The sequence below is a fragment of the Paraciimarium castrense LEGE 11436 genome (assembly GCF_056633055.1).
The window spans coordinates 204,324-226,388 of record NZ_JBSJOW010000001.1 but is presented as its reverse complement, the minus strand read 5'-3'; the positions used below and the strand labels follow the sequence as shown (position 1 = coordinate 226,388).

General features: G+C 70.0%; 17 protein-coding genes. 12 read left to right on the top strand and 5 right to left on the bottom strand.

The window, feature by feature from the left end; translation table 11 throughout:
* Window positions 1–72: 72 nt before the first annotated feature.
* From thrB to ACWJIO_RS01170, 6 genes are all read left to right on the top strand, one after another.
* Window positions 73–1,035, top strand: coding sequence for a homoserine kinase (thrB, locus tag ACWJIO_RS01195; RefSeq protein WP_480310850.1), 963 nt, complete (start codon window positions 73–75; stop codon window positions 1,033–1,035).
* A 130-nt stretch (window positions 1,036–1,165) separates the two neighbouring features.
* The gene (locus tag ACWJIO_RS01190) at window positions 1,166–2,740 is read left to right on the top strand and encodes an NAD(P)H-quinone oxidoreductase subunit 4 (protein WP_480311494.1); all 1,575 of its coding nucleotides are present in this window, start codon (window positions 1,166–1,168) and stop codon (window positions 2,738–2,740) included.
* Between the two features lie 51 nt (window positions 2,741–2,791).
* Complete coding sequence (locus ACWJIO_RS01185; RefSeq protein ID WP_480310848.1) at window positions 2,792–4,882, top strand: M3 family metallopeptidase; 2,091 nt, start codon at window positions 2,792–2,794, stop codon at window positions 4,880–4,882.
* Window positions 4,883–4,940: 58 nt separating this feature from the next.
* The gene (locus tag ACWJIO_RS01180; protein ID WP_480310846.1) at window positions 4,941–6,095 is read left to right on the top strand and encodes a phosphotransferase enzyme family protein; all 1,155 of its coding nucleotides are present in this window, start codon (window positions 4,941–4,943) and stop codon (window positions 6,093–6,095) included.
* Window positions 6,095–6,715, top strand: coding sequence for a DOMON-like domain-containing protein (locus ACWJIO_RS01175; RefSeq protein WP_480310844.1), 621 nt, complete (start codon window positions 6,095–6,097; stop codon window positions 6,713–6,715). Before ACWJIO_RS01180 ends, ACWJIO_RS01175 begins: the two co-directional genes overlap by 1 nt.
* 1 nt (window position 6,716) lies before the next feature.
* Window positions 6,717–7,721, top strand: coding sequence for a hypothetical protein (locus ACWJIO_RS01170; protein ID WP_480310842.1), 1,005 nt, complete (start codon window positions 6,717–6,719; stop codon window positions 7,719–7,721).
* Here ACWJIO_RS01170 and ACWJIO_RS01165 read toward each other — a convergent pair.
* The 5 genes from ACWJIO_RS01165 to ACWJIO_RS01145 are packed head-to-tail and all read right to left on the bottom strand — an operon-like array spanning window position 7,690 to window position 15,581.
* Window positions 7,690–8,733, bottom strand: a complete 1,044-nt coding sequence (locus ACWJIO_RS01165; RefSeq protein ID WP_480310839.1) for a polysaccharide pyruvyl transferase family protein — start codon at window positions 8,731–8,733, stop codon at window positions 7,690–7,692. The genes ACWJIO_RS01170 and ACWJIO_RS01165 overlap by 32 nt on opposite strands.
* Window positions 8,726–9,163, bottom strand: a complete 438-nt coding sequence (gene folB / locus ACWJIO_RS01160; RefSeq protein WP_480310838.1) for a dihydroneopterin aldolase — start codon at window positions 9,161–9,163, stop codon at window positions 8,726–8,728. The genes ACWJIO_RS01165 and folB overlap by 8 nt, the downstream gene beginning before the upstream one ends.
* Window positions 9,160–10,521 (bottom strand): glutamate-5-semialdehyde dehydrogenase, encoded by a 1,362-nt coding sequence (locus ACWJIO_RS01155; RefSeq protein ID WP_480310837.1) that lies wholly within the window; start codon window positions 10,519–10,521, stop codon window positions 9,160–9,162. The genes folB and ACWJIO_RS01155 overlap by 4 nt, the downstream gene beginning before the upstream one ends.
* 7 nt (window positions 10,522–10,528) lie before the next feature.
* Window positions 10,529–11,440: an ROK family protein gene (locus ACWJIO_RS01150; RefSeq protein ID WP_480310836.1), complete on the bottom strand. Its 912-nt coding sequence runs from the start codon at window positions 11,438–11,440 to the stop codon at window positions 10,529–10,531.
* Between the two features lies 1 nt (window position 11,441).
* Complete coding sequence (locus tag ACWJIO_RS01145; protein WP_480310834.1) at window positions 11,442–15,581, bottom strand: translocation/assembly module TamB domain-containing protein; 4,140 nt, start codon at window positions 15,579–15,581, stop codon at window positions 11,442–11,444.
* A gap of 226 nt (window positions 15,582–15,807) precedes the next feature.
* Here ACWJIO_RS01145 and ACWJIO_RS01140 point away from each other — a divergent pair, with 226 nt between their 5' ends.
* The 6 genes from ACWJIO_RS01140 (at window position 15,808) to glgB (ending at window position 22,023) form a co-directional block, all read left to right on the top strand.
* Window positions 15,808–16,278, top strand: a complete 471-nt coding sequence (locus ACWJIO_RS01140; RefSeq protein ID WP_480310833.1) for a Ycf51 family protein — start codon at window positions 15,808–15,810, stop codon at window positions 16,276–16,278.
* Entirely contained in the window at window positions 16,268–16,693 is a 426-nt protein-coding gene (locus ACWJIO_RS01135; protein WP_480311493.1) for a DUF4332 domain-containing protein, read from the top strand. Before ACWJIO_RS01140 ends, ACWJIO_RS01135 begins: the two co-directional genes overlap by 11 nt.
* 68 nt (window positions 16,694–16,761) lie before the next feature.
* A complete protein-coding gene (locus ACWJIO_RS01130; protein ID WP_480310831.1) occupies window positions 16,762–17,103 on the top strand; it encodes a hypothetical protein in 342 nt (113 codons plus the stop codon).
* Between the two features lie 27 nt (window positions 17,104–17,130).
* The gene (locus ACWJIO_RS01125; RefSeq protein ID WP_480310829.1) at window positions 17,131–18,813 is read left to right on the top strand and encodes a CocE/NonD family hydrolase; all 1,683 of its coding nucleotides are present in this window, start codon (window positions 17,131–17,133) and stop codon (window positions 18,811–18,813) included.
* 14 nt (window positions 18,814–18,827) lie between these two features.
* A complete protein-coding gene (locus ACWJIO_RS01120; protein ID WP_480310827.1) occupies window positions 18,828–19,640 on the top strand; it encodes a DUF3887 domain-containing protein in 813 nt (270 codons plus the stop codon).
* A 70-nt stretch (window positions 19,641–19,710) separates the two neighbouring features.
* The gene (gene glgB / locus ACWJIO_RS01115) at window positions 19,711–22,023 is read left to right on the top strand and encodes a 1,4-alpha-glucan branching protein GlgB (RefSeq protein ID WP_480310826.1); all 2,313 of its coding nucleotides are present in this window, start codon (window positions 19,711–19,713) and stop codon (window positions 22,021–22,023) included.
* The last annotated feature ends 42 nt before the right edge of the window (window positions 22,024–22,065 follow it).

The following is a 22,065-nucleotide window of genomic DNA, read 5'->3' as shown; positions in this document are numbered from 1 at the left end:
AGCCCGGATGGCAGGCACGAACCAAACCCCTGACCATGAACTGAGACACTGAGCCGAACCGAGGAAGCTTCGATGGCGCGCCCCCGCATCGGCCAGGGCGTCGTGGTCCATGTGCCAGCCACCACCGCCAATGTGGGCCCCGGGTTCGACTGCCTCGGGGCGGCCCTGGACCTCGACAACGTGTTCGAGATGCGCTGCATCGCCGGCGGCAGCCAGCGCTTCGATCTGATCATCGAGGGCCCGGAGGGGGCCCATCTGCGCGGCGGGCCCGACAACCTCGTCTACCGCTCCGCCCAGCGGGTGTGGAAGGAAGCCTGTGAGGAGCCGGTGGGGCTGGAGGCAAGGGTGCGCCTGGCCGTGCCCCCCGCCCGCGGCCTGGGCAGCAGTGCCACGGCGATCGTGGCCGGCCTGATGGGCGCCAACGCCCTGGTGGGCGAGCCGCTCAGCAAGGAGAAGCTGCTGGAGCTGGCCATTGATATCGAGGGCCATCCCGACAACGTGGTGCCCTCCCTGGTGGGCGGGCTGTGCATGACGGCGAAGGCCGCCTCACACCGCTGGCGGGTGGTGCGCTGCGAGTGGTCGGCGGAGGTGGTGGCCGTGGTGGCGATTCCGGCGGTGCGGCTCACCACCAGTGAGGCACGGCGGGCCATGCCCAAGGCGATCCCCGTGGCCGATGCGGTGACCAACCTCGGCGCCCTGACGCTGCTGCTGCAGGGGCTGCGCACCGGCAACGGCGATCTGATCACCGACGGCATGCACGACCGCCTGCACGAGCCCTACCGCTGGGGGCTGATCCCTGGGGGTCGCAAGGTGCGTGAGGCGGCCCTGGAGGCCGGGGCCTGGGGCTGCGTGATCAGCGGTGCCGGTCCGAGCCTGCTGGCGCTCTGCCGTCAGGAGGTGGCGGAAACGGTGAACCGGGCGATGGTGCGCACCTGGTATCACGCCGGCGTGGAGTCCCGGGCGGAGGTGCTGAGCGTGCAGCACCAGGGCAGCCACTGGCTGCCGCTGCCGGATCGGCCCGAGAGCGCTGAGTAGTTCTACCCAGCCGCCTTGGTGCAACTGATAAGTTGCTCCAGATCTTGAAGGGACTCGGATGGACGGCTCTTTGGCGCTTGTGGCCGCGTCCTTTCCGCAGACTCCCTCTCCCCCTCCTCTGCTCGGCCCCCTGGCGGCGGCTCTGCCCGACTCCCTCGACGCGGGGGCTCTGGCGGGCTTCCCCTGGCTCAGCCTGATTGTGCTGCTGCCGGCGGCTGTGGCCCTGGCGATGCCGCTGCTGCCCGGCGACGGCAGCGACCCCCGCTGGCCCCGCAGCCTGGCTCTCGGCACCCTGCTGGTGGATCTGGTGCTGATGCTGCTCTGCTTCAGCCAGCACTTCGAGGGCTCCAGCGCCGAGCTGCAGCTGGTGGAGCGCGTCAGCTGGGTGCCGGCCCTCGGGCTGGAATGGTCACTGGGCGCAGATGGGCTCTCGGCCCCCCTGGTGGTGCTCTCCGGCCTCGTCACCCTGCTCTCGGTGGCCGCCAGCTGGAACATCAACCGCAAGACGCGCCTCTATTTCGCCCTGATGCTGGTGCAGGCTTCAGCCCAGGGGCTGGTGTTCCTCTCCCAGGACTTCCTGCTGTTCTTCCTGGCCTGGGAACTGGAGCTGGTGCCGGTGTACCTGCTGATCGCCATCTGGGGCGGCCAGCAGCGCCAATACGCCGCCACCAAGTTCATCCTCTACACCGCCACCGCTTCACTGCTGATCCTGGTGAGCGGCCTGGCCCTGGCCTTCTACGGCGGCCCCTTCAGCTTCAACCTCAGCGAGATGGCCAGCCGCAGCCCCGGAGGGGTCTTCGGCCTGCTCTGTTACGTGGGCTTCCTGATCGGCTTCGGCGTGAAGCTGCCGATGTTCCCCCTGCACACCTGGCTGCCCGATGCCCATGGCGAGGCCAATGCGCCGGTGTCGATGCTGCTGGCCGGCGTGCTGCTGAAGATGGGCGGCTATGCCCTGCTGCGCTTCAACGTGCAGATGCTGCCGGAGGCGCACCTCACCCTGGCGCCGGCCCTGATCGTGCTCGGCATCGTCAACATCGTCTACGGCGCCCTCAACGCCTTCGCCCAGGACAACGTCAAGCGACGGATCGCCTGCAGCTCCGTGAGCCACATGGGCTTCGTGCTGGTGGGGATCGGCGCCATCGACGCCCTCGGCATGAGTGGCGCCATGCTGCAGATGATCAGCCATGGCCTGATCGCCGCCGCCATGTTCTTCGTGACCGGCGTGTTCTACGAGCGCACCAAGACCCTCTCGATCCCCAACATGGGCGGCCTGGCCAAGGCCCTTCCGATCACCTTCGCCTTCTTCCTGGCCAGCTCCCTCGCCTCCCTGGCCCTGCCCGGCATGAGCGGCTTCGTGAGCGAGATCACGGTGTTTCTGGGGGTCACCGCCAACGACGGCTTCACGATCGGCTTCCGGGTGATCACCATCGTGCTGGCCGCCGTGGGGCTGGTGCTCACGCCGGTGTATCTGCTCAGCCTCTGCCGGCGCGTGTTCTTCGGGCCCAGGATCCCGGCCCTGGCCGTGGTGGGCGACATGAATCCGCGCGAACTGCTGATCGGCCTCACCCTGCTGGTGCCCACCCTGGTGATCGGCTTCTGGCCGCGGGTGGCGATCGATCTCTACGAGGCCAGCACCAACGGCCTCTCCAGCCAGCTCGCCAGCGCCACGGCCATCACCCTGGGCCGGATCCCCGCCCTCGGCTGAACCACGGCCTGCGGTGGCAATCGGCTGAAATGGGTCAGCTGAACCGCGCTGATGGGCCACGCCACCGCCACCCTGCCGCTGCTTGAGGGCCGGGGCCTGCCTGCCTTCGCCCAGATCACCGCCGATCAGGTGGCCACGGCGATCCCGCTGCTGCTGGAGCAGTTGCACAGCGAGCTCAGTGCTCTTGAGGCCAACCTGGAGCAGCAGCTCAGCGAGCCGACCACTCCGCTGGCCTGGGAGGCCGTGATGGAGCCGCTACAACGGCTTGGCGAGAGGCTGCGCTGGAGCTGGGGCGCCGTGAGCCACCTCAACGGCGTCTGCAACAGCCCCGAGCTGCGAGAGGCCTACCAGCAGCAGCAGGGGGCCGTGGTGGCCTTCGGCAGCCGGGCCGGCCAGAGCCAGGTGCTCTACCGGGCCCTGGAGCGGCTGGCCGGCGGCGCGCTCGATGCCGTGCAGCGGCGCATCCTCGAGGCGGAGCGCCGCGACATGCAGCTGCGTGGGGTGGGGCTGGAGGGTGCCGAGCAGGAGGCCTTCAATGCCGCCACCGCCGAGCTGGCCAGTCTCGCCAACGACTTCGGCAACCACGTGCTCGACGCCACCAACAACTGGAGCCTCAGCCTCAGCAGCGAGGCCGACCTGGCTGGTCTGCCCCCGAGCCTGAGGGAGCTGCTGGCCCAGGCCGCCCGCGAGGCCGGCGAAGAGGGCTGGCGCATGGGGCTCGACATGCCCAGGGCCATGCCCTTCCTGAAGTTCAGCCAGCGGCGCGACCTGCGCGAAACGGTCTACCGGGCCCAGGTGAGCCGCGCCTCCAGCGGCGACCTCGACAACCGGCCCCTGATCGAGCGGATCCTGACCGTCAAGCGGCAGCAGGCCCAGCGCCTGGGCTACGGCTCCTGGGCGGAGGTGAGCCTGGCCACCAAGATGGCCGGCTCGGTGGCCGAGGTGGAGCAACTGCTGGAGGAGCTGCGCGCGGCAGCCCTGCCGGCTGCCCAGCGGGAGATCGAGGAGCTGCGCGCCTGCGCCCGTCGCCATGGCGCCCCGGAGGCCGAGGATCTGCAGCCCTGGGACGTGAGCCACTGGGCCGAAGTGCTGCGGCGGGAGACCTTTGAGCTGGATGCCGAGGCCCTGCGCCCCTGGTTCCCCCTGGAGCAGGTGCTGCAGGGGCTGTTCGGCCTCTGCCAGCGCCTGTTCGACATCCGCATCGTGAGCACGGAGGGGGAGGCGCCCCTGTGGCACCCGGATGTGCGCTACTTCCGTGTTCTCAGCGGCGGCAGCGGCGACGAGCTGGCCGGCTTCTACCTCGATCCCTACAGCCGACCGGGCAGCAAGCGCGGCGGCGCCTGGATGGATGAGTGCCTGGGCCGCTCCCGCAGCCCCGAGGGCACGCCGGTGTTGCCGGTGGCCTATCTGATCTGCAACCAGAGCCCGCCGGTGGGCAGCACTCCCAGCCTGATGACCTTCGACGAAGTGGAAACGCTCTTCCACGAGTTCGGCCATGGCCTGCAGCACATGCTCACCACGGTGGAGCGTCCCCAGGCGGCCGGCATCAACAACGTGGAGTGGGATGCGGTGGAGCTGCCCAGCCAGTTCATGGAGAACTGGTGCTACGACCGCGCCACCCTGATGGGCATGGCCCGCCACTGGCAGAGCGGTGAACCTCTGCCCGAGGCGGAATACCACAAACTGCTGTCGGCACGCACCTTCATGGGCGGCAGCGCCACCCTGCGTCAGGTGCACTTCGCCCTCACCGACCTGCGGCTGCACAGCCAGTGGACCCCCGGCTGCGGCCAGACCCCTGACCAGCTGCGCCGCGACATCGCCCGCACCACCACGGTGCTGGAGCCGATCGCCGAAGACGCCTTTCTCTGCGCCTTCAGCCACATCTTCGCCGGCGGTTACGCGGCCGGCTACTACTCCTACAAGTGGGCCGAGGTGCTCAGCGCCGATGCCTTCAGCGCCTTCGAGGAGGTGGGTCTGGAGCAGGAGGACGCGATCGTGGCCACCGGCCGCCGCTTCCGCGACACCGTGCTCAGCCTGGGCGGCAGCCGCTCCCCCAGCGAAGTGTTCGAGGCCTTCCGCGGCCGCCAGCCCAGCAGTGAAGCCCTGATCCGACATTCGGGGCTGGCGGCGGCCAACGCCTGAGCCGGCGAGACGCCCCACCGGGGCTTGCCCGGAAGACCCCACTGGGCAGGATGGGGCCATGCTCCCCCCCCAGCCCCAGCTGCAGCGCCTGGCCCAGCGCTTCGCGATTCCAGGCACGGTCACCAGCGTGGCGCCCCTGGGCAACGGCAATGTCAACGACACCTACCTGGTGGAGACCTCAGCCGCGCAGCGCTTCGTGCTGCAGCGGCTCAACACCGCCGTGTTTCGCCAGCCCGAGCTGGTGATGGCCAACATCGTGGCCCTGAACCGGCACATGGCCAGGCGGGCAGGCGCCGGGGGAGCCGGCGCTGAGCGGCAGGATCGGTCCTGGCAGCTGCCCGAGGCGATCCCGTTGCGCCAGGCGGAGCCACCAGAGCCCCAGGCCGGTGGCGGCAGCTATCACCTCACGGAGCCGAGCGGCAGCTGGCGGCTGCTGAGCTACGTGGAGGGGGCCACCACCCACGACACCGTGCTCGATCTCGCCCATGCGGCCGAGGTGGGGCGGGCCCTGGGCCGCTTCCACGCCCTGATCCACGACCTCCCCTGCGAGCAGCTGGCCGACACCCTGGAAGGGTTCCACATCACCCCGGCTTACCTGAGCCGCTACGAGGCCGTGTGCCGGCAGGCCCTAGCCGAGCGGTCAGCCGCGGGTCTGGATCAGGCCGAGCAGGAGTGCGTGGCCTTCGTGGAGCAGCGCCAGGGCCAGGCGGCGGTGCTGGAGGAGGCCAAGGCCCGGGGACTGCTGCAGCTGCGGCCGATCCACGGTGACCCCAAGGTGAACAACGTGATGCTGGACGCCGGCAGCGGCCGCGCCGTGGCCCTGGTGGACCTGGACACGGTGAAGCCCGGCCTGGTGCACTACGACATCGGCGACTGCCTGCGCTCCGGCTGCAACCCCGCCGGCGAGGAGACCAGCGATCTCCAGGCGGTGGTGTTCGACCTGGAGCGCTGCGGAGCGATGCTCGGCGGCTACCTGGAGCCGGCCAGGGCCTTCCTCACACCAGCGGATTTCGATCACCTCTACGCGGCGATGCGGCTGATCAGCTTCGAGCTGGGTCTGCGCTTCTTCACCGACCACCTGGCTGGGGACCGCTATTTCAAGGTGACCCATCGGGGCCACAACCTGCAGCGGGCCAGGGTGCAGTTCCGGCTCACCGAGAGCATCGAGGCCCAGGAGGCCCAGATCCGTGCCCTGGTGGAGGCCCTGCGCTGATGGCCCGCCATCCGTTTGAGCTCGTCCCCTTCCCGGACCCAACGCCTACAGACTCCACGGCCTCGGGCCCCACGACCGCGCTCAACAACCCCAAGCTGACGATCCAGGGCCAGCTGAGCCTCGATCCCCGGGAGCAGGGCGGGCCCGCACTGGAGCTGCTGATCGAGCTCACCGCCGCAGCCGGTCACCCCGGCCTCGAAGCGCTGCTGATTCCAGAAGCGCAGGCCATCCCTGGCGCCCCCCGGCGCGACGGACTGTGGGAGCACACCTGCCTGGAGTGCTTCGTGGCACCGGCAGGCCAGCCCAGCTATCTGGAGTTCAACCTCTGCCCGGACGGGGCCTGGAACGTCTACGCCCTGGAGGGCTACCGCCAGGGGCTCAAACCCGCCGCCGGCTTCGACGCGCTGCCGTTCGACTGCCAGCGCAGCGCCTCAGCCCTGAGCCTCAGCCTGCGCTGCCAGCTGCCCGAGGCCTGGGCCACGGCCACGGCCTTCGACTGGCAGGTGAGCGCCGTGCTGGAGCAGCGTGGTGGCCGGCTCAGCTACTGGGCCCTGCGCCATCCCGCCGGCGCCGCCGACTTCCACGCCAGGCCGCAGTGGACCCAGGCGAGCCCCCTCTGAGATGACCCACGCCGCAGCTGGCCAAGGCCTGGGCGGCCGCTTCGGGATCGTGGTGGTGCACCGCTCCGCCAGTCCTTATCTGGCGGTGTGCCTGCAGCAGGCGCGGCGCTGCAACCCCGGCGTGCCGATCGTGCTGGCGGGCGATGCCAGCAACGAGGCCCTGGCGGTGGATCGCTTCGTGGCCATCGACGCCCTGCCCCGCTCCGACGCGCATCGCCGCTTTCTGCAGGACTACCGCCACCACAGCCCCTCCCAGAGCCTCGAGTGGGAGCGCTTCTGCATTGAGCGCTGGTTCGTGCTGCTGGCCGTAATGGAACGGGAAGGGCTCGACCAGGTGCTGGCCCTCGATTCGGATGTGCTGCTGTTCTGCGATGCCCGGCAGGAGGCCCTGCGCTGCAGCCGTTATGCCGTGGCCCTCAGCCACTGGGATGAGCAGCGGGCCCTGCCCCACTGCACCTACATCCAGGCCCGCGCTGCCCTGGAGGAGTTCTGCCGTGAGGTGAGCCGCACCTACGCCAGCGGCAGCCGCCTGGCCGAGCTGATGGAGCGCAACAGCAAACAGCATGGCCGCCACTGGATCTCCGACATGTCGCTGTGGCGGGCCTGGTGCCGCAGCACCGGCCACGCCGTGCTGATCCGCGAGCGCCTGCCGGCGGATGACGCCCTCTACGACAGCTGCATCGAGCACGTGCGCGGCTTTGAGGCGGTGAGGCCGCTGCCGCTGCTGGTGCGCCCCTGGAAACGGCTGGTGTTCGAGCAGGGCCAGGCCTATGGGTTCCGCAGGGCCAATGGCCAGCGGGTGCGGCTGTTCTGCGTGCATTACCACGGTCGCTTCAAGGTGCTGATGGCACGCCATGCCCGGGGGCAGCGCGATGGGCTGCTGGCGGGCCTGCTGCTGCTGCGCCTCAAGCTGGCCGACCTGCCCCGGAAGCTGGCCCGCCTGCTGGGCAGCCGCCTGCGGCGGCCGCCGGCGCTCAGGAGGGATCGCTCCGCACCTGCTCCCTGATCAGCGCCACCGAGGCCTCCACGGCCTGGCGCGAGAGCACCAGCATCCGCGCCTGGCTGGCGGCGATCGCCTCAAGGGGACAGGCCTCGATGCAGCCCTGCATCAGCGCCAGCAGGCTGTCGGGCGTGAGATCTTCGGCTGCAAACAGCAGCGGCCAGCTGATGCGGCCCAGCACCTCGGTGAGCTTGCCGCCGCCGGCGATCTGGTCCACGGCGATCACCGGCACGCCAGCCGCCAGGCCCAGCAGGGAGCCGTGCAGGCGGGTGGTGAGCACCAGGTCCACCGCCGCGAACTGGGCCTCGATGCGCTCCCGAGGATTGGTGGCCGAGAGCACGGTGTCGATCGGCTGCACCAGCCCTGGCTGACGCTCCAGCACCTCGGTGAACAGCGCCTCCACGGCCGCAGAGCGATCGCGGCCGAGGCCGTAATCCTTCTGGCGGCCGCGCAGGCAGAGGCCGATGCGGGCCTCGGCCAGGGAGGCGGGCCGGCGGCGCTCCAGGGGAGGCTCACAGTGGCTGATGGCCAGATCGAAGCGGCCAGGTTTGCTGCCCTCTGCGGCGCCTGGGCTGCCTGGGCCCGCCACGCCGTCGCGGGCCACCACGCCATCGAGTTGGCGGTTAAGGGCCTGCTGGCTCTGCAGCAGCGACACGCCGGCGGCCAGCTTGCGCGTGTGGCCACTGGCCGCCAGCAGGCGCCGCATGCGCTTGGTCTGCACCAGGGGGCCGCAGACGAACACCAGGGTGCTGAGCTGGGGAGCCAGGGCCGAGGGATCCGGGGTGGGTCGATGGGCCGGGCCCGCATGGCTGGGGTGGGACAGCACGCTGTGCTCAATCCCGGCCCGGGTGAGGGCCACCGAGAGGTTGTCCACCGCCAGCAGATCGCCGAGGGTGGCGCCGCGGGGCCAGCTGCCCCACCAGATCAGAGCGATCGGGGCACAGCCCTGGGGTTGCAGCCAAGGCACCCCTTGCATCCAGGCCTGCCGCCGCAGCCAGTGTCCGAGGCGATCAGCCATGGGTGAAACCCCCAGCTGCAATCACAGCCTCAGCAGCAGCGGGCCAGTGGCGCAGGCGGCGCACGGCCACCTGGCCGCCAAAGCCGGGCACCGGCGGCGAGCACTTGCGCAGCTCCAGCTGGATCGGCACAGCGCCATAGAGCTGCTCGGCCCGAACAAGGATGCGCTCACTGAACTGCTCCAGGGTGAGGCAAACCGTGGAGCGGGCCAGTTGCTGCAGGGCGGTGATCAGGAGGCTGTAGTCGAGGCTGGCGGCCAGGTCGTCCTCGCGGGCGGCCCGGCTCAGGTCAGCCGCCAGGGTGAGGTCGAGTTCAAACCACTGGCCCAGCTGCCGCTCCTGCTCCAGCACCCCCACGTGGGCCCACAGCCGCAGACCCCGCACCAGGATCTGATCGCTATGGACGTCTGCTGCCCTCGCCTCTGCGCTCACAGCGGCAGTGGCCTGTGGCTGAATTGCCGCTCACCACTGGCGTAGTCCGCGGCGGTCTGCCCCTGGCCGCGCAGCCGGTAGCGGTAGGTGATCAGACCCTCCAGCCCCACCGGCCCGCGAGGCGGCAGGGTCTGGGTGCTGATGCCCACCTCGGCGCCGAAGCCGTAGCGGAAGCCATCGGCGAAGCGGGTGCTGCAGTTCAGAAACACGCCGGCGCTGTCCACCCCCGCCAGGAAGCGGTCGGCGGCCTGCTCGTCGGCGGTGCAGATGGCCTCGGTGTGGCGGGAGCCGTAGCGGCTGATGTGCTCCAGGGCGCCATCGAGATCCTCCACCACCTTCACCGCCAGGATCAGATCGGAGTACTCGCAGCCCCAGTCGTCCTTGCTGGCCGCCACGGCCACTCCGAGGGCCTGGCTGGCCGCATCGCCGCGCAGCTCCACTCCGGCCGCCGCGAAGGCCGGCAGCGCCAGCGGCAAGAACCGGTCCGCAATCGCCTGGTGCACCAGCAGGGTCTCGATCGCGTTGCAGGCGGCTGGGTAATGGGTTTTGGCATCCAGGGCCACCCGCAGGCTCAGCGCGCAGTCGGCGGCCGCATCCACGTAGAGGTGGCAGACCCCATCCGCGTGGCCCAGCACCGGGATGCGGGTGTTGTCCTGGATGAACCGCACCAGGGCGTTGGAGCCCCGGGGAATGATCAGGTCCACCAGCCCATCGAGTTTGAGCAGGGCCAGGCTCTCCTGGCGGCTGGTGAGCAGGGCCAGGGCCTCAGGCGCCACGGCGCTGCGGGCCAGGCCCTGCTGCAGGGCGTCGAGGATGGCGGCACAGCTGCGGCTCGCCTCGCGGCCGCCCTTGAGGATGGCGCCATTGCCCGAGCGGATCGCCAGCGAGGCGATCTGCATCACCGCATCCGGCCGCGCCTCAAAGATCACGCCCAGCACGCCGAGAGGCACGGTGATCCGCTCCAGCACGAGCCCCTGGTCCAGCTCGGTGTGCAACTGACGCTGGCCCAGGGGGTCCACCAGCGCCGCCACCTGCCGCACCCCTTCGATAGCGGCCTCGAGCTTGGCCCCATCGAGCTTGAGCCGGGCCACGAGGGCCGGCGCCAGGCCATCGGCGGCGGCCGCCTTCAGGTCGGCCGCATTGGCGGCCAGGATGGCGTCACGGCAAGCCTGCAGGGCATCCGCCATGGCCAGCACGGCCTGCTGACGCTCCTGATCGGAGCACTGGGCCAGGTCCATGGCGCTGCGCCGCACCGTGGCCGCCCGCTGCAGCAGCTCGGGGCTGGGGTCGGGAACAGTGGCCGCGGTGGGCGAGGCAGCAGTGGCTGCAGTGGGAGAGCTGGAGGCGATCGTGGTCATGGTTCCATCATCTCAATCCGCCGGGCTGCAGCCGCTCGTAGGCCAGGCGCGCCGCCCCCAGCCGGCCAGCGCCGTTGCCCAGGGCGCAGCGTTCAATGCGCAGATCGTGGCGGCTCACCGCCAGAACCCGCTCCTCCACCTGCTGCCACACCGCCGGCAGGAAATGGTGGCTGGCGCCGCTGAGGCCACCACCGAGCAACACCAGCTCCGGGGTGAGCACATAGAGCAGGGAGCAGAGCCCGATGCCGAGCAGGCGCCCATAGCGGTGCCACACCGCCAGGGCCTCGGCATCGCCGGCGTCGGCCAGGCGGCAGAGCTCCCGCGGATCAAGCGGGCTCAGACGGCCCAGACCGGCGATGCTGCAATAGCTCTCCAGGGATCCCCGGTTGCCGCTGTTGCAGGGCGGGCCATCGGGCTGCAGCCCGATCAGACCGGGCTCGGCCGCCGCGCCGGCGTGCCCGGTGAACAGCCGCCCGCCCAGCAGCACAGCCCCCCCCACCCCCGTGCCGAGGGTGAGCAGCAACACGTCGGCGGCACCGCGGGCGGCGCCATGCCAGAGCTCGCCGATGACGGCGCAGTTGGCGTCGTTGGCCAGGGTCACGGGACGCTGCAGCAGCGGCTCCAGCCAGTCGGCCAGGGGCACATCCCGCCAGCCGGGCAGGTTGATGGCAATGCTGGCGCGGCGGCAGGAGCGGTCGCTGGGCCCCGGATGGCCGATGCCCACCCGGTCGGCCAGGCGTTGCGGATCCAGCGCTTCCACCGCCTCCTGGATCGCCATCGTCACGGCGCCGGGCATGGCCGGCTGGGGGGTGGGGCAGACAGCCTCGGCCAAGAGCTCGCCGTCCTCGCTGAAGCGACCCAGCTTGATGGCACTGCCGCCCAGGTCCACCCCGATCGCCTGCCGTGGGGGTGCTGCCATCTCAGAAGCGCAGGAACACCTGCAGCTGGCCTTGCCACACCCCCTGGGTGTCGACGGATCCCTGCAGGTTGATCAGATCGCTGGCCTTGTAGTTGAGGTTGAGCTGGGGGGCCACGTCACTGCGGTTCGGGGCCGCGAGTACCGAGGCGTTGAAGCGCTCGTTGATGTCGAGGCCGATCTCGGAGCCCAGCACCAGCTGGGGGGGCACCTGCTGGGAGCGACGCTCGGAGCGGCTGCCGAGGGTGGGGTTCACGTAGGCGGGGTAGAGGGCGAAGCTGAGCCGCTGGTCGAAGGCGTCGCTGAGGTTACCGAGCAGGGGAGCCAGCAGCGTCTGCCCCACCACCGTGGCCAGGGCGGCGCCGGCTCCGCCTCCGGTGAGGCCCGCGAGCGAATTACCGCCGATCAGAGCAAGCAGGCGGTCCTGGGGCAGGGGAGGGTTGCTGCGCAGTACCAGGGTGTCGGCGAGGCGATCGGCCGGCCCGCTCACGGACAGGAACACCCGCACCAGATTGAGCTGATCCAGGGTGCCGGCGCCCCCCTGGGTCTCAATCTCCGCCAGCGAAGGGCCGAGGGAGCCGCTGCCCAGGCCACCCACCTGCAGGGTGTCGGACACCCGGGTGCGCAGGGCCACATCCACGAAGGGGATCAGCCCGGCCGAGGGCGTGAACACGGCCACGTTGGGGGCCTCCGGGTCGAGGCTGAAGGTGGTGGTGAACAGCGTCAGGCGGCCCCGCTTGAGCCGCACCACGCCACGGGCCTCGAGGCTGGCGTCAAGCCGTCCGTTGATGCGCAACACCCCCTCAGACGCAAAGCTGGCGAGGTTGGGCACCACCACCGTCAGGTCCGGGCCGAGGCTGAGCCGCAGATCATCGAAACCGATCACGCTGGCGTCGGGCAGCAGGTCGCGCAGGTTGGTGCTGGCCCGGCTCTCCACGCCGGGGCCGAGCAGGTCGAGGGCCGTGCTGAAGTCCCAGTTCTGAAGCGCTTCACCAGACACCGTGGTGTTGCTGTCGCCGGCGTTGGCGGCCGGACCCTCCGGCTGCACGTTGATGGAGCCCCTGGCCATGCTCAGCTCGCCGCCGATGTCCAGGGCCGCCAGGCTGCCCGACACCTGCAGGGATCCCGCCGCCACGGCCTTCACCCGGGGCAGGGCGAAAGGCACGTCCCTCAGCTCCAGCGTGAGCCGGGAGGGCTGGCCGTCCTCCATCGCGGCGGGCTCCAGCAGGCCGAGGCTGCCGCTGCCGTTGATCGTGCCCTGCTCACCCACCCGGGCGCTGAATTCCTGCAGAAAGAGCTGTTCAAAGTCAAAGAGCACGGTGGCCTGGAGACTGTCCACCTTCTGGCCCACCACCGTGAGCGCAGCGTCGCGGAAGCGCAGAAAACCGTTGGCGATCGGCCTGTCGAGGCTGCCGCGCATCAGCAGTTGCAGATCGCCTCCTCCTGCGTTCCACTCCAGCTCCGGACGGCCCAGCTCGGTGAGGAAGCGCAGCCCGTCGTCGCGGCTGGCCAGGCGCAGTTCCAGCCCCTCCTTGGCTGGATTGAGCGGCACCTGGCCCGCCAGCTCGATGTTGCTCTCGGCCCCCGCGGCGCGCAGGGCCAGATCCAAGGTGAGCACGTCCTCTGCCACCGCCACCGCGCCACGCTCGAGCTGCAGGGGCGTCTCGCCGAGAGCTCCGTCCTCCAGGTCGAAGTCCAGGCTCAGTTCGGGGTCGGCGCCACCCAGGGTGTAGCGCCCTTGAGCGGCAATCTGTCCGCGCAGACTCTGGGGCACAGGGGTGAGCAGGGCGACGAGGGCGAGGGGGAGGCCGGAGAGCGAGAGCTGCCCCTGCCCCATCCGAAATGGGCCCTGCAGCGTCACCCGCACGGGCTCACTGGTGAGAGCCAGGTCCTGGTCCTGACCGGGCAGCCAGAGGTGGGCACTGAGGGACAGGTCGGCGCGGGTGTCCGCCAGCCTGGGACCGGTGAGGGTGGCATCGAGATCGAAGCGCCCCGCCAGCTTCTCCAGCCGTTGGGCCACGCTGAGCCCGCTGAGCGGATCGCGACGGGCTCCCTGCAGGGCGGTGCGGGCCAGCTCCAGGGCCGCCAGCTGGCCGTCCAGGCTTCCCCCCAGAGTGTCGACCAGCAGGGTTCCGAGGTCTGCTGCCGAGCCCCCGGCCAGCTGGCCTTCGCCCTGCCACAGCGGCCAGGCTTCCAGGAGCTGGCGCACCAGCGCGTCCCTCAACTCCCGCCCCGTGATCGTGGCCCGGAAGGGGCCCTTCCAGCGGCCGCTCCAGTCGATCGCAACCCCGCCACCGCTGAGGGGCACCACATCCAGGCGCGCCTGGTAGCGGCGCTCGGTGTAGCGGCCGGAAATGTTGGCCTCCTGCGCCCAGACGCCGAGCAGCACGGGCCGATCCAGGCTGGCCCGGCCGCTGAAGGCCAGGGGTTGGAGCTCCAGTTCGCCGCCACCCGTGAGCGCCCCCTTGAGCGGCTGCCGCTGGCTGCGGGGCCCCAGAGTGAGCATCACGCCGTCGAGGGGGAAGGCGTCGGCGGTCCAGCGGTACAGCCGCGGAGACCCCTTCAGGGCCAGGGCCCCACCACTGCGCCGCAGCAGCACTGACTCGGGCACCCAGCGCCGGTCCAGGCTTGCTTCCAGCGTGGCGGGCTGGGAGGTTTCCACGGCACGCATGGCCAGGCGCCCGCCTCCCGCGGCATTGCCGAACCAGTCGCCAGACCAGGTTTCCGACACCCGCAGCGGGCCGGCTCCCGGGCTGGACACGGTGAGGGCGAAGTCTGGGGTCAGCCCTGTGAGTGGACCGCGGATGCTGCCGGAGGCATTGAGCACACCCTCGAGGTCGGTGCCTACGACGGCGCTGAGCTTCGGCAGCGGGAAATCGCTGATCGCCAGGCGCAGATCCAGGGGTCCGGGGCGCAGCGGCTGGCCGGGGCTGAACCGCAGCGGCAGGCTGCCGCTGGCCGTGAGATGGGCACTGCGCAGCCTCTCCAGGCGCAGCTGCTCGCCATTCCAGCGCAGCTGCCCGTCCCAGGAGCCGATCACGGGGTTGCTGGCCTGGCTCAGGGCAGCCTCCACCATGGGCCTGGGCCAGCTGCCGCGCACCTGGAGCTGCCCCCGCAGCGCCTCGCCCAGCAGCCCCTGCGGCAGGCCCCGGGCCTGGGGCAGCTCGCTGGGCAGCAACTGCCAGGAACCATCGAGCTGCAGGCGTTGCCCCATCTGGCCCCGCACCCTCAACCACGAGTTGCGGCGGCGCACCTCCAGGGTGTCGATGGCGAGCTGCTGGCGCTGCCAGCGGGCCTTGAGCCCCACCCGGCCGTCAACATCACCCCAGCGCCAGCTGGTGGAAGGCAACGAGAACAGCTGGCCGTTGCAGCGCAGCCGGGGCTCCTTGAGGCTCAGGGGCGGGTTGGAGCCCGGGGCCTGCCACTGCACCCGTTGCAGCTGCAGCTCCCCCTGGCAGTGGGGTCCGCCATCCCGCCAGGAGAACGTGAGGCGCCCGCTGCCATCACCTTGGAGCGAGCCCGGCAGCCCCAGGAACTGGGCAGGCAGCTGCAGGGGAAACCCCTGGCTCAGCAGATCGGCCTTGGCGCTCTGGTTGCCCCAGTTGCCCTCCCCCACCAGCCGCAGGCTGCCGTCTCGGCTGGCCCCATGACCGGAGGGCCGCACCAGGGCCCGCAGCTTGATCGTCTCAAGGTGCAGCTTCAGGTCGGCACTGCCCTCCACCTCCAGGCTCACGCCAGCGGGGGCGACGCTCACCAGGGCGGGCTGCTCCAGCCGCAGCCGCAGATCCAGCCGCGGCGGTTCGGCCTCGGGATCCCCAGGGGGCAACACCCAGTAGCGACCCTGGGCATTGCGGCGCAGATTCACCTCGAGACCGAGGAGCCCGAGCTGGAGCACGGGGCGGCGAAGCCGCAGGCTCGCCAGGGGGTCCAGGCTCAGCGACAGTTGACGCGCCTCCATGGTGGAGGGGTCGTCAGGGCCGGGCAGCAGCCGGCTGCGGCCCACCATCAGTCCCGACCAGCCCAGGCCCCGGTAGGGCCCGAGCTGGAGGGGGTGACCCAGGGCCCTGCCGAGGGTCGACTCCAGCCTGGGTTGAACGCGCCGGTAGAGCCCTGCCAGCAGCACGTCGGTGGAGCCGATGACCACCCCGGTGGCCGCCACTGTGGCCAGGGCAGCCAGCGCCAGGGGCGTGGGCCGCCCTGACCCCAGGGGCCGCCTGGCAGACGGGTCATCGACCCCCTGATTGGCCCTGTCTGCGCCCTCTGAATGGCCATCCCCAGGGCTCTGTTCTGGCACCACCGTCATTCCCCCGGGGATGCCATTGCGCTGTGCCGGCGCAATATAACGGCGTTGCCCAGCCCCCCCCAGCCCCATGCCCAGCGACCCGATCCTGTTCAGCGCGGGGGAGTGGCTCGGCGCCGCGAGTGGGGTTCTGGCCCTGCTGACCGTGGCCGGCTTCCTGCGGCGCTGGGGCATCCGCTTCAGGCTGGTGGGCATCACCAGCTTCACCGCCTTGCTGGCGCTCTCCTGCCTGGCCTTTGCGATCAGCTACCGCCCCCGGGTGAACGTGGAGGGGGCCATGGCCGTGCCGGTGGTTTACGACAACGGTGGTGATCTGGTGATCGCCACCGCCGCCGCAGACTTCCCCCTGGAGGCGGCGCTGCCCAGCGTGGAGCAGGTGGCCCTGAACCTGCGTACCAGCGGCCGCAGCACCCCCACGGGCCTGGTGCATGTGCGGCTGCGACGGGTCGAGGCGATCGGCCCCGGGCTGAATGCCCCCGTGGTGCTGGCGGAAGCCACCCGCAACCTCAACACCGGCGAGGTGGAGATCGATCCTGGCTGACCTCGATGCCGGCCCTCAGGGTGAACCCAGCTGGAGCCTGCCTTCCCACTTCGCCCGGGAGGAGCGCCAGCTGACGGCCGCCGGCATCGGCAACTGGAGCGGGTTGGCCCGCCTCGACGACACCACCTTGAGGCGGCTGGGCCGGGCCGGTGGAGCCAGTGAGGCCCGCCTGATCCGTCTGCGCGGCCAGGCGCGGCTGGTGATCGACGTGGGCCTGGAGCCCGCTGAAGCCGCGCTGCTGCTGCACGCTGGTGTGCCCGACTGTCGCGCCCTGGCCGAGGCCGATCCCCAGCAGCTGCTGGTGCAGATGGGCCGCCTGCAACGCAGCCTCACCGGCATGGCCGCACCGATGCTGAGCCTGACCAGATTGCGGCAATGGATCCAGCGGGCCCGCGATCGCCGCACCAGAAACTGACCCCAGGCAGGGGAGCTCTCCCCCTCCCCACCCTTCAAATGGTGAGGAGCCGAGGAATCTCCATGTCCGTGGCCCCGCCCGTTTTGGACCAGCCTTACGCCATCAGCCGTCAGCCTGGACGTCGCCGTGCAGCCCCGGCCGCGGCCCTGCTGGTGGCTGCCCTGGCCCTGGGGCCGCTGTTGCTGAGCCAACCCGCCCGCAGCCAGTCGCAGTTGCTCGAGAGCGTCAAGCGCAATCCCGCCAAGGCCAAACAGCTCTGCGCCCAGCTGCGCCAGATGAATGCCGATGGCGTGTCCTACACCAGCCGCAAGGCCACCCGGGTGATCGCCACGCAGGAAAACCTCAGCCCCGGCGATGCCGAGGTGCTCACCACCTACGTGGTGGGCCTCCATTGCCCCGACGTGCGCTGAGTGATCCCCCAGGCTGAGGCCTCAGGTTTGCCCTTCTCCCGGGAAAGCTGGCTCACCTGCCGTGATGGCGTGCGGCTGGTGAGCCGGATCTGGGAGCCTGCGGGGGAGGGGCCCTGGCCCGTGCTGCTGATGCGCCAGCCCTATGGCCGCGCCATCGCCTCCACGGTCACCTACGCCCATCCAAGCTGGTATGCCCGCCACGGCTTCCTGGTGGTGGTGCAGGACGTGCGGGGCCGGGGCGATTCCGAGGGCGCGTTCAACGGGTTCGCCCAGGAAGCCCGCGATGGCAGCGACAGCCTGGTCTGGGCCAGGCAGCTGCCCGGCAGCAATGGCCGTCTCGGCTCCTATGGCTTCTCCTACCAGGGGTTGGCACAGCTGCTGCTGGAAGCCGATGGCCCCCTGCCGGACTGCCTGGCCCCCGCCATGGCGGGGCTGGATGAGCGCCTGCACTGGGCTAGCAGTGGCGGCGCTCACTGGTGGGCCCTGGGCCTCAGCTGGGGCCTGCAGCTGGCGGCGGAGGGCTTGCGACGCCGGGGCGACAACCAGGGCTGGCTGGAGATCCGCCATGCACTCGACACCGCCCAGTTCCTGAGCACGGGGCCAGAGCTGCTGCGGCGCCACGACCCGGACGGCATGGTCCTGCGCTGGTTGCAGAGCGATCCCAGTGAACCGGCCGCCTGGAGCTGCCACAGCCCGCCCGAGGCCCTGTGGCGGCAGCCCATGCTGCTGATCGGCGGCTGGCATGACCCCCACCTGTCTGGGCTGCTGGATCTCTGGCAGCAGGCCCGCCGTCGGGGCGGCCATCCGCTGTTGCGCCTCGGCGCCTGGAGTCATTTGCGCTGGGAGGGAGGCCTTGACAGGCTGCAGCTCCGCTTTTTCCGCCACCACCTCCAGGACGTTGCCATGGATGCCGCAGTGGATGGAGCAACGGATGCGGCAGTGGACGCCGCCCTGGAGCTGACCCAGGCGGTGGCCATCCAGGACAGCCGCGGTGGCCCCTGGCTGTCCGGCCTGCCTGCTGGGCCGGGCGCAGCACCAGAGCCCCCTGTCCCGCTGAGCTGGGAGCTCGGCAGTGGCGGCCTGGCCAGCATCGACCCGCAGGAGGGCTGGCTTGCGGCCAGCGGCCCCGGCGGAGAGAGCAATGGGCCTGGCAGGCCGCGACACCCCGTGAGCTGGGTGCACGACCCCTGGCGACCGGTGCCCGGCCGCGGGGGACACCTGGGCCTGGATGCCGGTCTCTGTGAGCGCGGCGATCTGGATCTCCGCACCGACGTGGCCTGTTTCAGTACCGCTCCCCTGGAGACCGCGTGTCTGATCGCCGGCCAGCCGCGGCTGGAGCTCCAGATCGCCACCGACCAGAACGGCTTCGACCTCTGCGCCGCCCTATCGGTGCTCGAGCGCAGCGGGGCCGTGCGGCAGGTCTGCACCGGAGTACTGCGTCAGCGGGGGCCCCAGTGCCGCCAGAGCCGCCGCCTGACGCTGGACCTGCAGGCCCTCTGGGCCCGACTGCAGCCGGGGGAGCGGCTGCGCCTTTCCCTGGCTGGAGCGGCCTGGCCCCAGGTGTCCGTGAACCCAGGAACGGGGTCCCAGCCCTGGGGCGGTGCGGACAGCAGCCACCGCGTCATCACCTACTGGCTGGCCACGGCGAAGTCCAGGCTGACCATCGCGCCCTTCGCCTGGCCAGAAGCTGGGGCAAACTGTGGCGACTGATCCCAGCGCTGCTGATGCGGTTTTCCCTGCCGTCGGGCTCCCCGCGCACCTTGCGGCTCCTGCCCGCCAGGGCCCTCGCCCTCGCCGCGGGCCTGCTGCTGCTCGCCGGCACGCCCCCCCTCCTGCCCGGGCCGGCCCTGGCTGATGGTGCCACGGTCGCTGCTGAAGCGGGCAACGGGCTGACGGTGGAGGAGGCCCGCGCGGCGGCGAACCGCATCCTGAAGGCGGTGCAGAGCCGCGATCCCAACCTCCGCTATGCCCAGTTCTCCGACGAGCTCAAGGCAATCAGCAGCCCTCAGATGGTGGCGGAAACGATGCGTACCCAGCCTGAGCTGCTGAGCTGGACCCTGCTCAGTGTGCGGGGCGGTCTGGACTCCACCACCGTTGAGGTGAGCCTCAGCACCAGCGACGGGGTGCAGGACCTGTTCATCGTGCTCAACCCCGAGGGCGAGCTCACCGGCTACCACTTCGACCTCACCGATGCCAAGGCCAGCCGGGTGGCAGCCGACTTTGTGCGCTCCCTCAGCCGCGGGCACTTCATCAGCGCCCGCAGCTTCCTCTCCCTTCCCCTGCAGGAGGAGCTCACCACGGCCACGCTCCAATCGCGCTGGCTGCAACTGCAGCGGAGCACCGGCAACTTCGTGCGGGTGGTGCGGGTGATCGAGGCCAGCCAATCGGACGACAGCCAGCTGGTGCTGGTGAACACGGAGTTCAACCGCCTCACCGACAACCTCTTCGTGATCCTCAACAGCAACAACGAGATCACCGGAGTGGATTTTCCCCAGGATCCCAACCCTCCGCAGAAAGCCCCGGCCCCAGCCCGCTGAAGCCAGCCAGGCTGGAGGTCCTTGAGGGCGGATCGGCCGCCTAAGGTCAGGTCCCCCAAGCAGTGTCTCAATGGCGGTCCCCACTGTGGAGTGGATGGTGGACGATGGCCGCCGCCTGGCGGAGTGCCGCCATGACCATCCCTTTGCCGTGCTTGGGCATCAGCCCCTGGGAGGCGGCAGGTGGGTGGTGCGGGCCTGGCTGCCGGAAGCGGAGCAGGTGAGCCTGCTGAGCGGCGAGCTCAGCCTGCCGATGACCGCACCCCACCACCCCTGGGTGTTTGAAGCGGAACTGTCCCACGACCCCGGCCCGGCCTATCGGCTGCGGGTTCAACGGGGGGGCCTCACCCATGAGGCCCACGACCCCTGGGCCTTCCGCGACGAGTGGATGGGCGAACTCGATCGCCATCTTTTTGCCGAGGGCAACCACCACCACATCTGGCACCGCATGGGGGCCCATCGGCTGGAGCGAGACGGTGTCGCCGGCGTGATGTTCTGCCTGTGGGCGCCCAATGCCCGCAGCGTGGCGGTGCTGGGCCCCTTCAACAACTGGGATGGTCGCCACCATCCGATGCAGTCGCGGCTGGGCGGCTGCTGGGAACTGTTCATCCCGGGTCTGGACGCCGGCGCCATCTACAAGTACGAGGTGCGCTCCCAGGCGGGCCACTGCTACCAGAAGGCCGACCCCTACGGCTTCCGCCACGAGGTGCGGCCCGCCAATGCCTCGATCGTGGAGCCGCTGGGTCACTTCGCCTGGAGCGACGACGGCTGGATGGGCCAGCGGGACAGCCGCAATCCGCTGGATCAGCCGATTTCGGTGTACGAGATGCACCTCGGCAGCTGGATGCACGGCAGCGCCGAGCAGCCCTTTCTGGAAGAAAACGGCCGGGCCAGAACGCCGATCCAGGCCGCAGATCTCAAACCGGGAGCACGGCTTCTCACCTATCCCGAACTGGCCGACAGGCTGATTCCCTACGTGAAGGCCCGGGGCTTCACCCACATCGAGCTGATGCCGATCTCCGAGCATCCCTTCGATGGCTCATGGGGCTACCAGGTGACGGGCTGGTACGCCCCCACCAGCCGCTACGGCACACCGGATGAATTCCGCGCCTTCGTCAACCGCTGCCATGCCGAGGGGCTGGGCGTGATTCTCGACTGGGTGCCCGGCCACTTCCCCAAGGATGCCCATGGGCTGGCGTTCTTTGATGGGGCCCACCTCTACGAGCATGCCGATCCGCGCATCGGTGAGCACAAGGAATGGGGCACCCTGATCTTCAACTACAGCCGCAATGAGGTGCGCAACTTCCTGGTTGCCAATCTGATCTATTGGTTTGAGGAGTTCCACATCGATGGCATTCGCGTTGATGCGGTGGCCTCGATGCTCTACCGCGACTACCTGCGCCCCGATGGCGAGTGGCTGGCCAACGACCAGGGGGGCCGCGAGAACACTGAAGCGGTGCTGTTCCTGCAGCAGGCCAATCATGTGCTGTTCCAGCACTTCCCGGGAGCCCTGTCCATCGCCGAGGAGTCGACAACCTGGCCGATGGTGACCCAGCCCACCGACATCGGCGGCCTCGGCTTCAACCTGAAGTGGAACATGGGCTGGATGCACGACATGCTTGATTATTTCGAGCTGGATCCATTGCATCGCCAGTTCCACCAGAACAACGTCACATTCTCGATCTGGTATGCCTACACCGAGAACTTCATGCTGGCCCTCAGCCATGACGAGGTAGTGCACGGCAAGAGCCATCTGCTGCACAAGATGCCGGGCGACGACTGGCAGAAGTTCGCCAACGTGCGCGCCCTGCTCGCCTTCATGTGGACCCACCCCGGTAAAAAGACCATCTTCATGGGCATGGAGTTTGGCCAGCGCTCCGAGTGGAATGTGTGGGGTGACCTGCAGTGGGACCTGCTCAACCACGCCCCCCATCAGGGCATCCAGCACCTCGTGGACGACCTCAACGTCTTCTACCGCTCCGAGCGGGCGCTCTGGGGCGACGACTTCAACGAGTACGGCTTCCAGTGGATTGATTGCAGTGACAACCGCCACTCCGTGATCAGTTTCATGCGACGCGAGAGTGCCACGGGTCACTGGCTGGTGGTGGTGGCCAACTTCACACCCCAGAGCCACTCCCACTACCGCATCGGTGTGCCTGTGGAGGGCTACTACAACGAGGTGTTCAACACCGACGCCGAGCGCTACGGCGGCAGCAACCTCGGCAACCTCGGCGGCCGCTGCACCGAGGACTGGGCCCTGCACGGCTACGAGCACTCCCTGGATCTGTGCCTGCCCCCCCTGGCCGTGCTGGTGTTCCAGCGGGATGAGAAGCGCAGCCAGAGGGTCTGTGACGAAGCGGCCGCTGAAGCCCTGCCAGCCGCCTGAAGCCCAGACCTGCTCAGGTAGGTTCCCCTTCAGATCCCCATT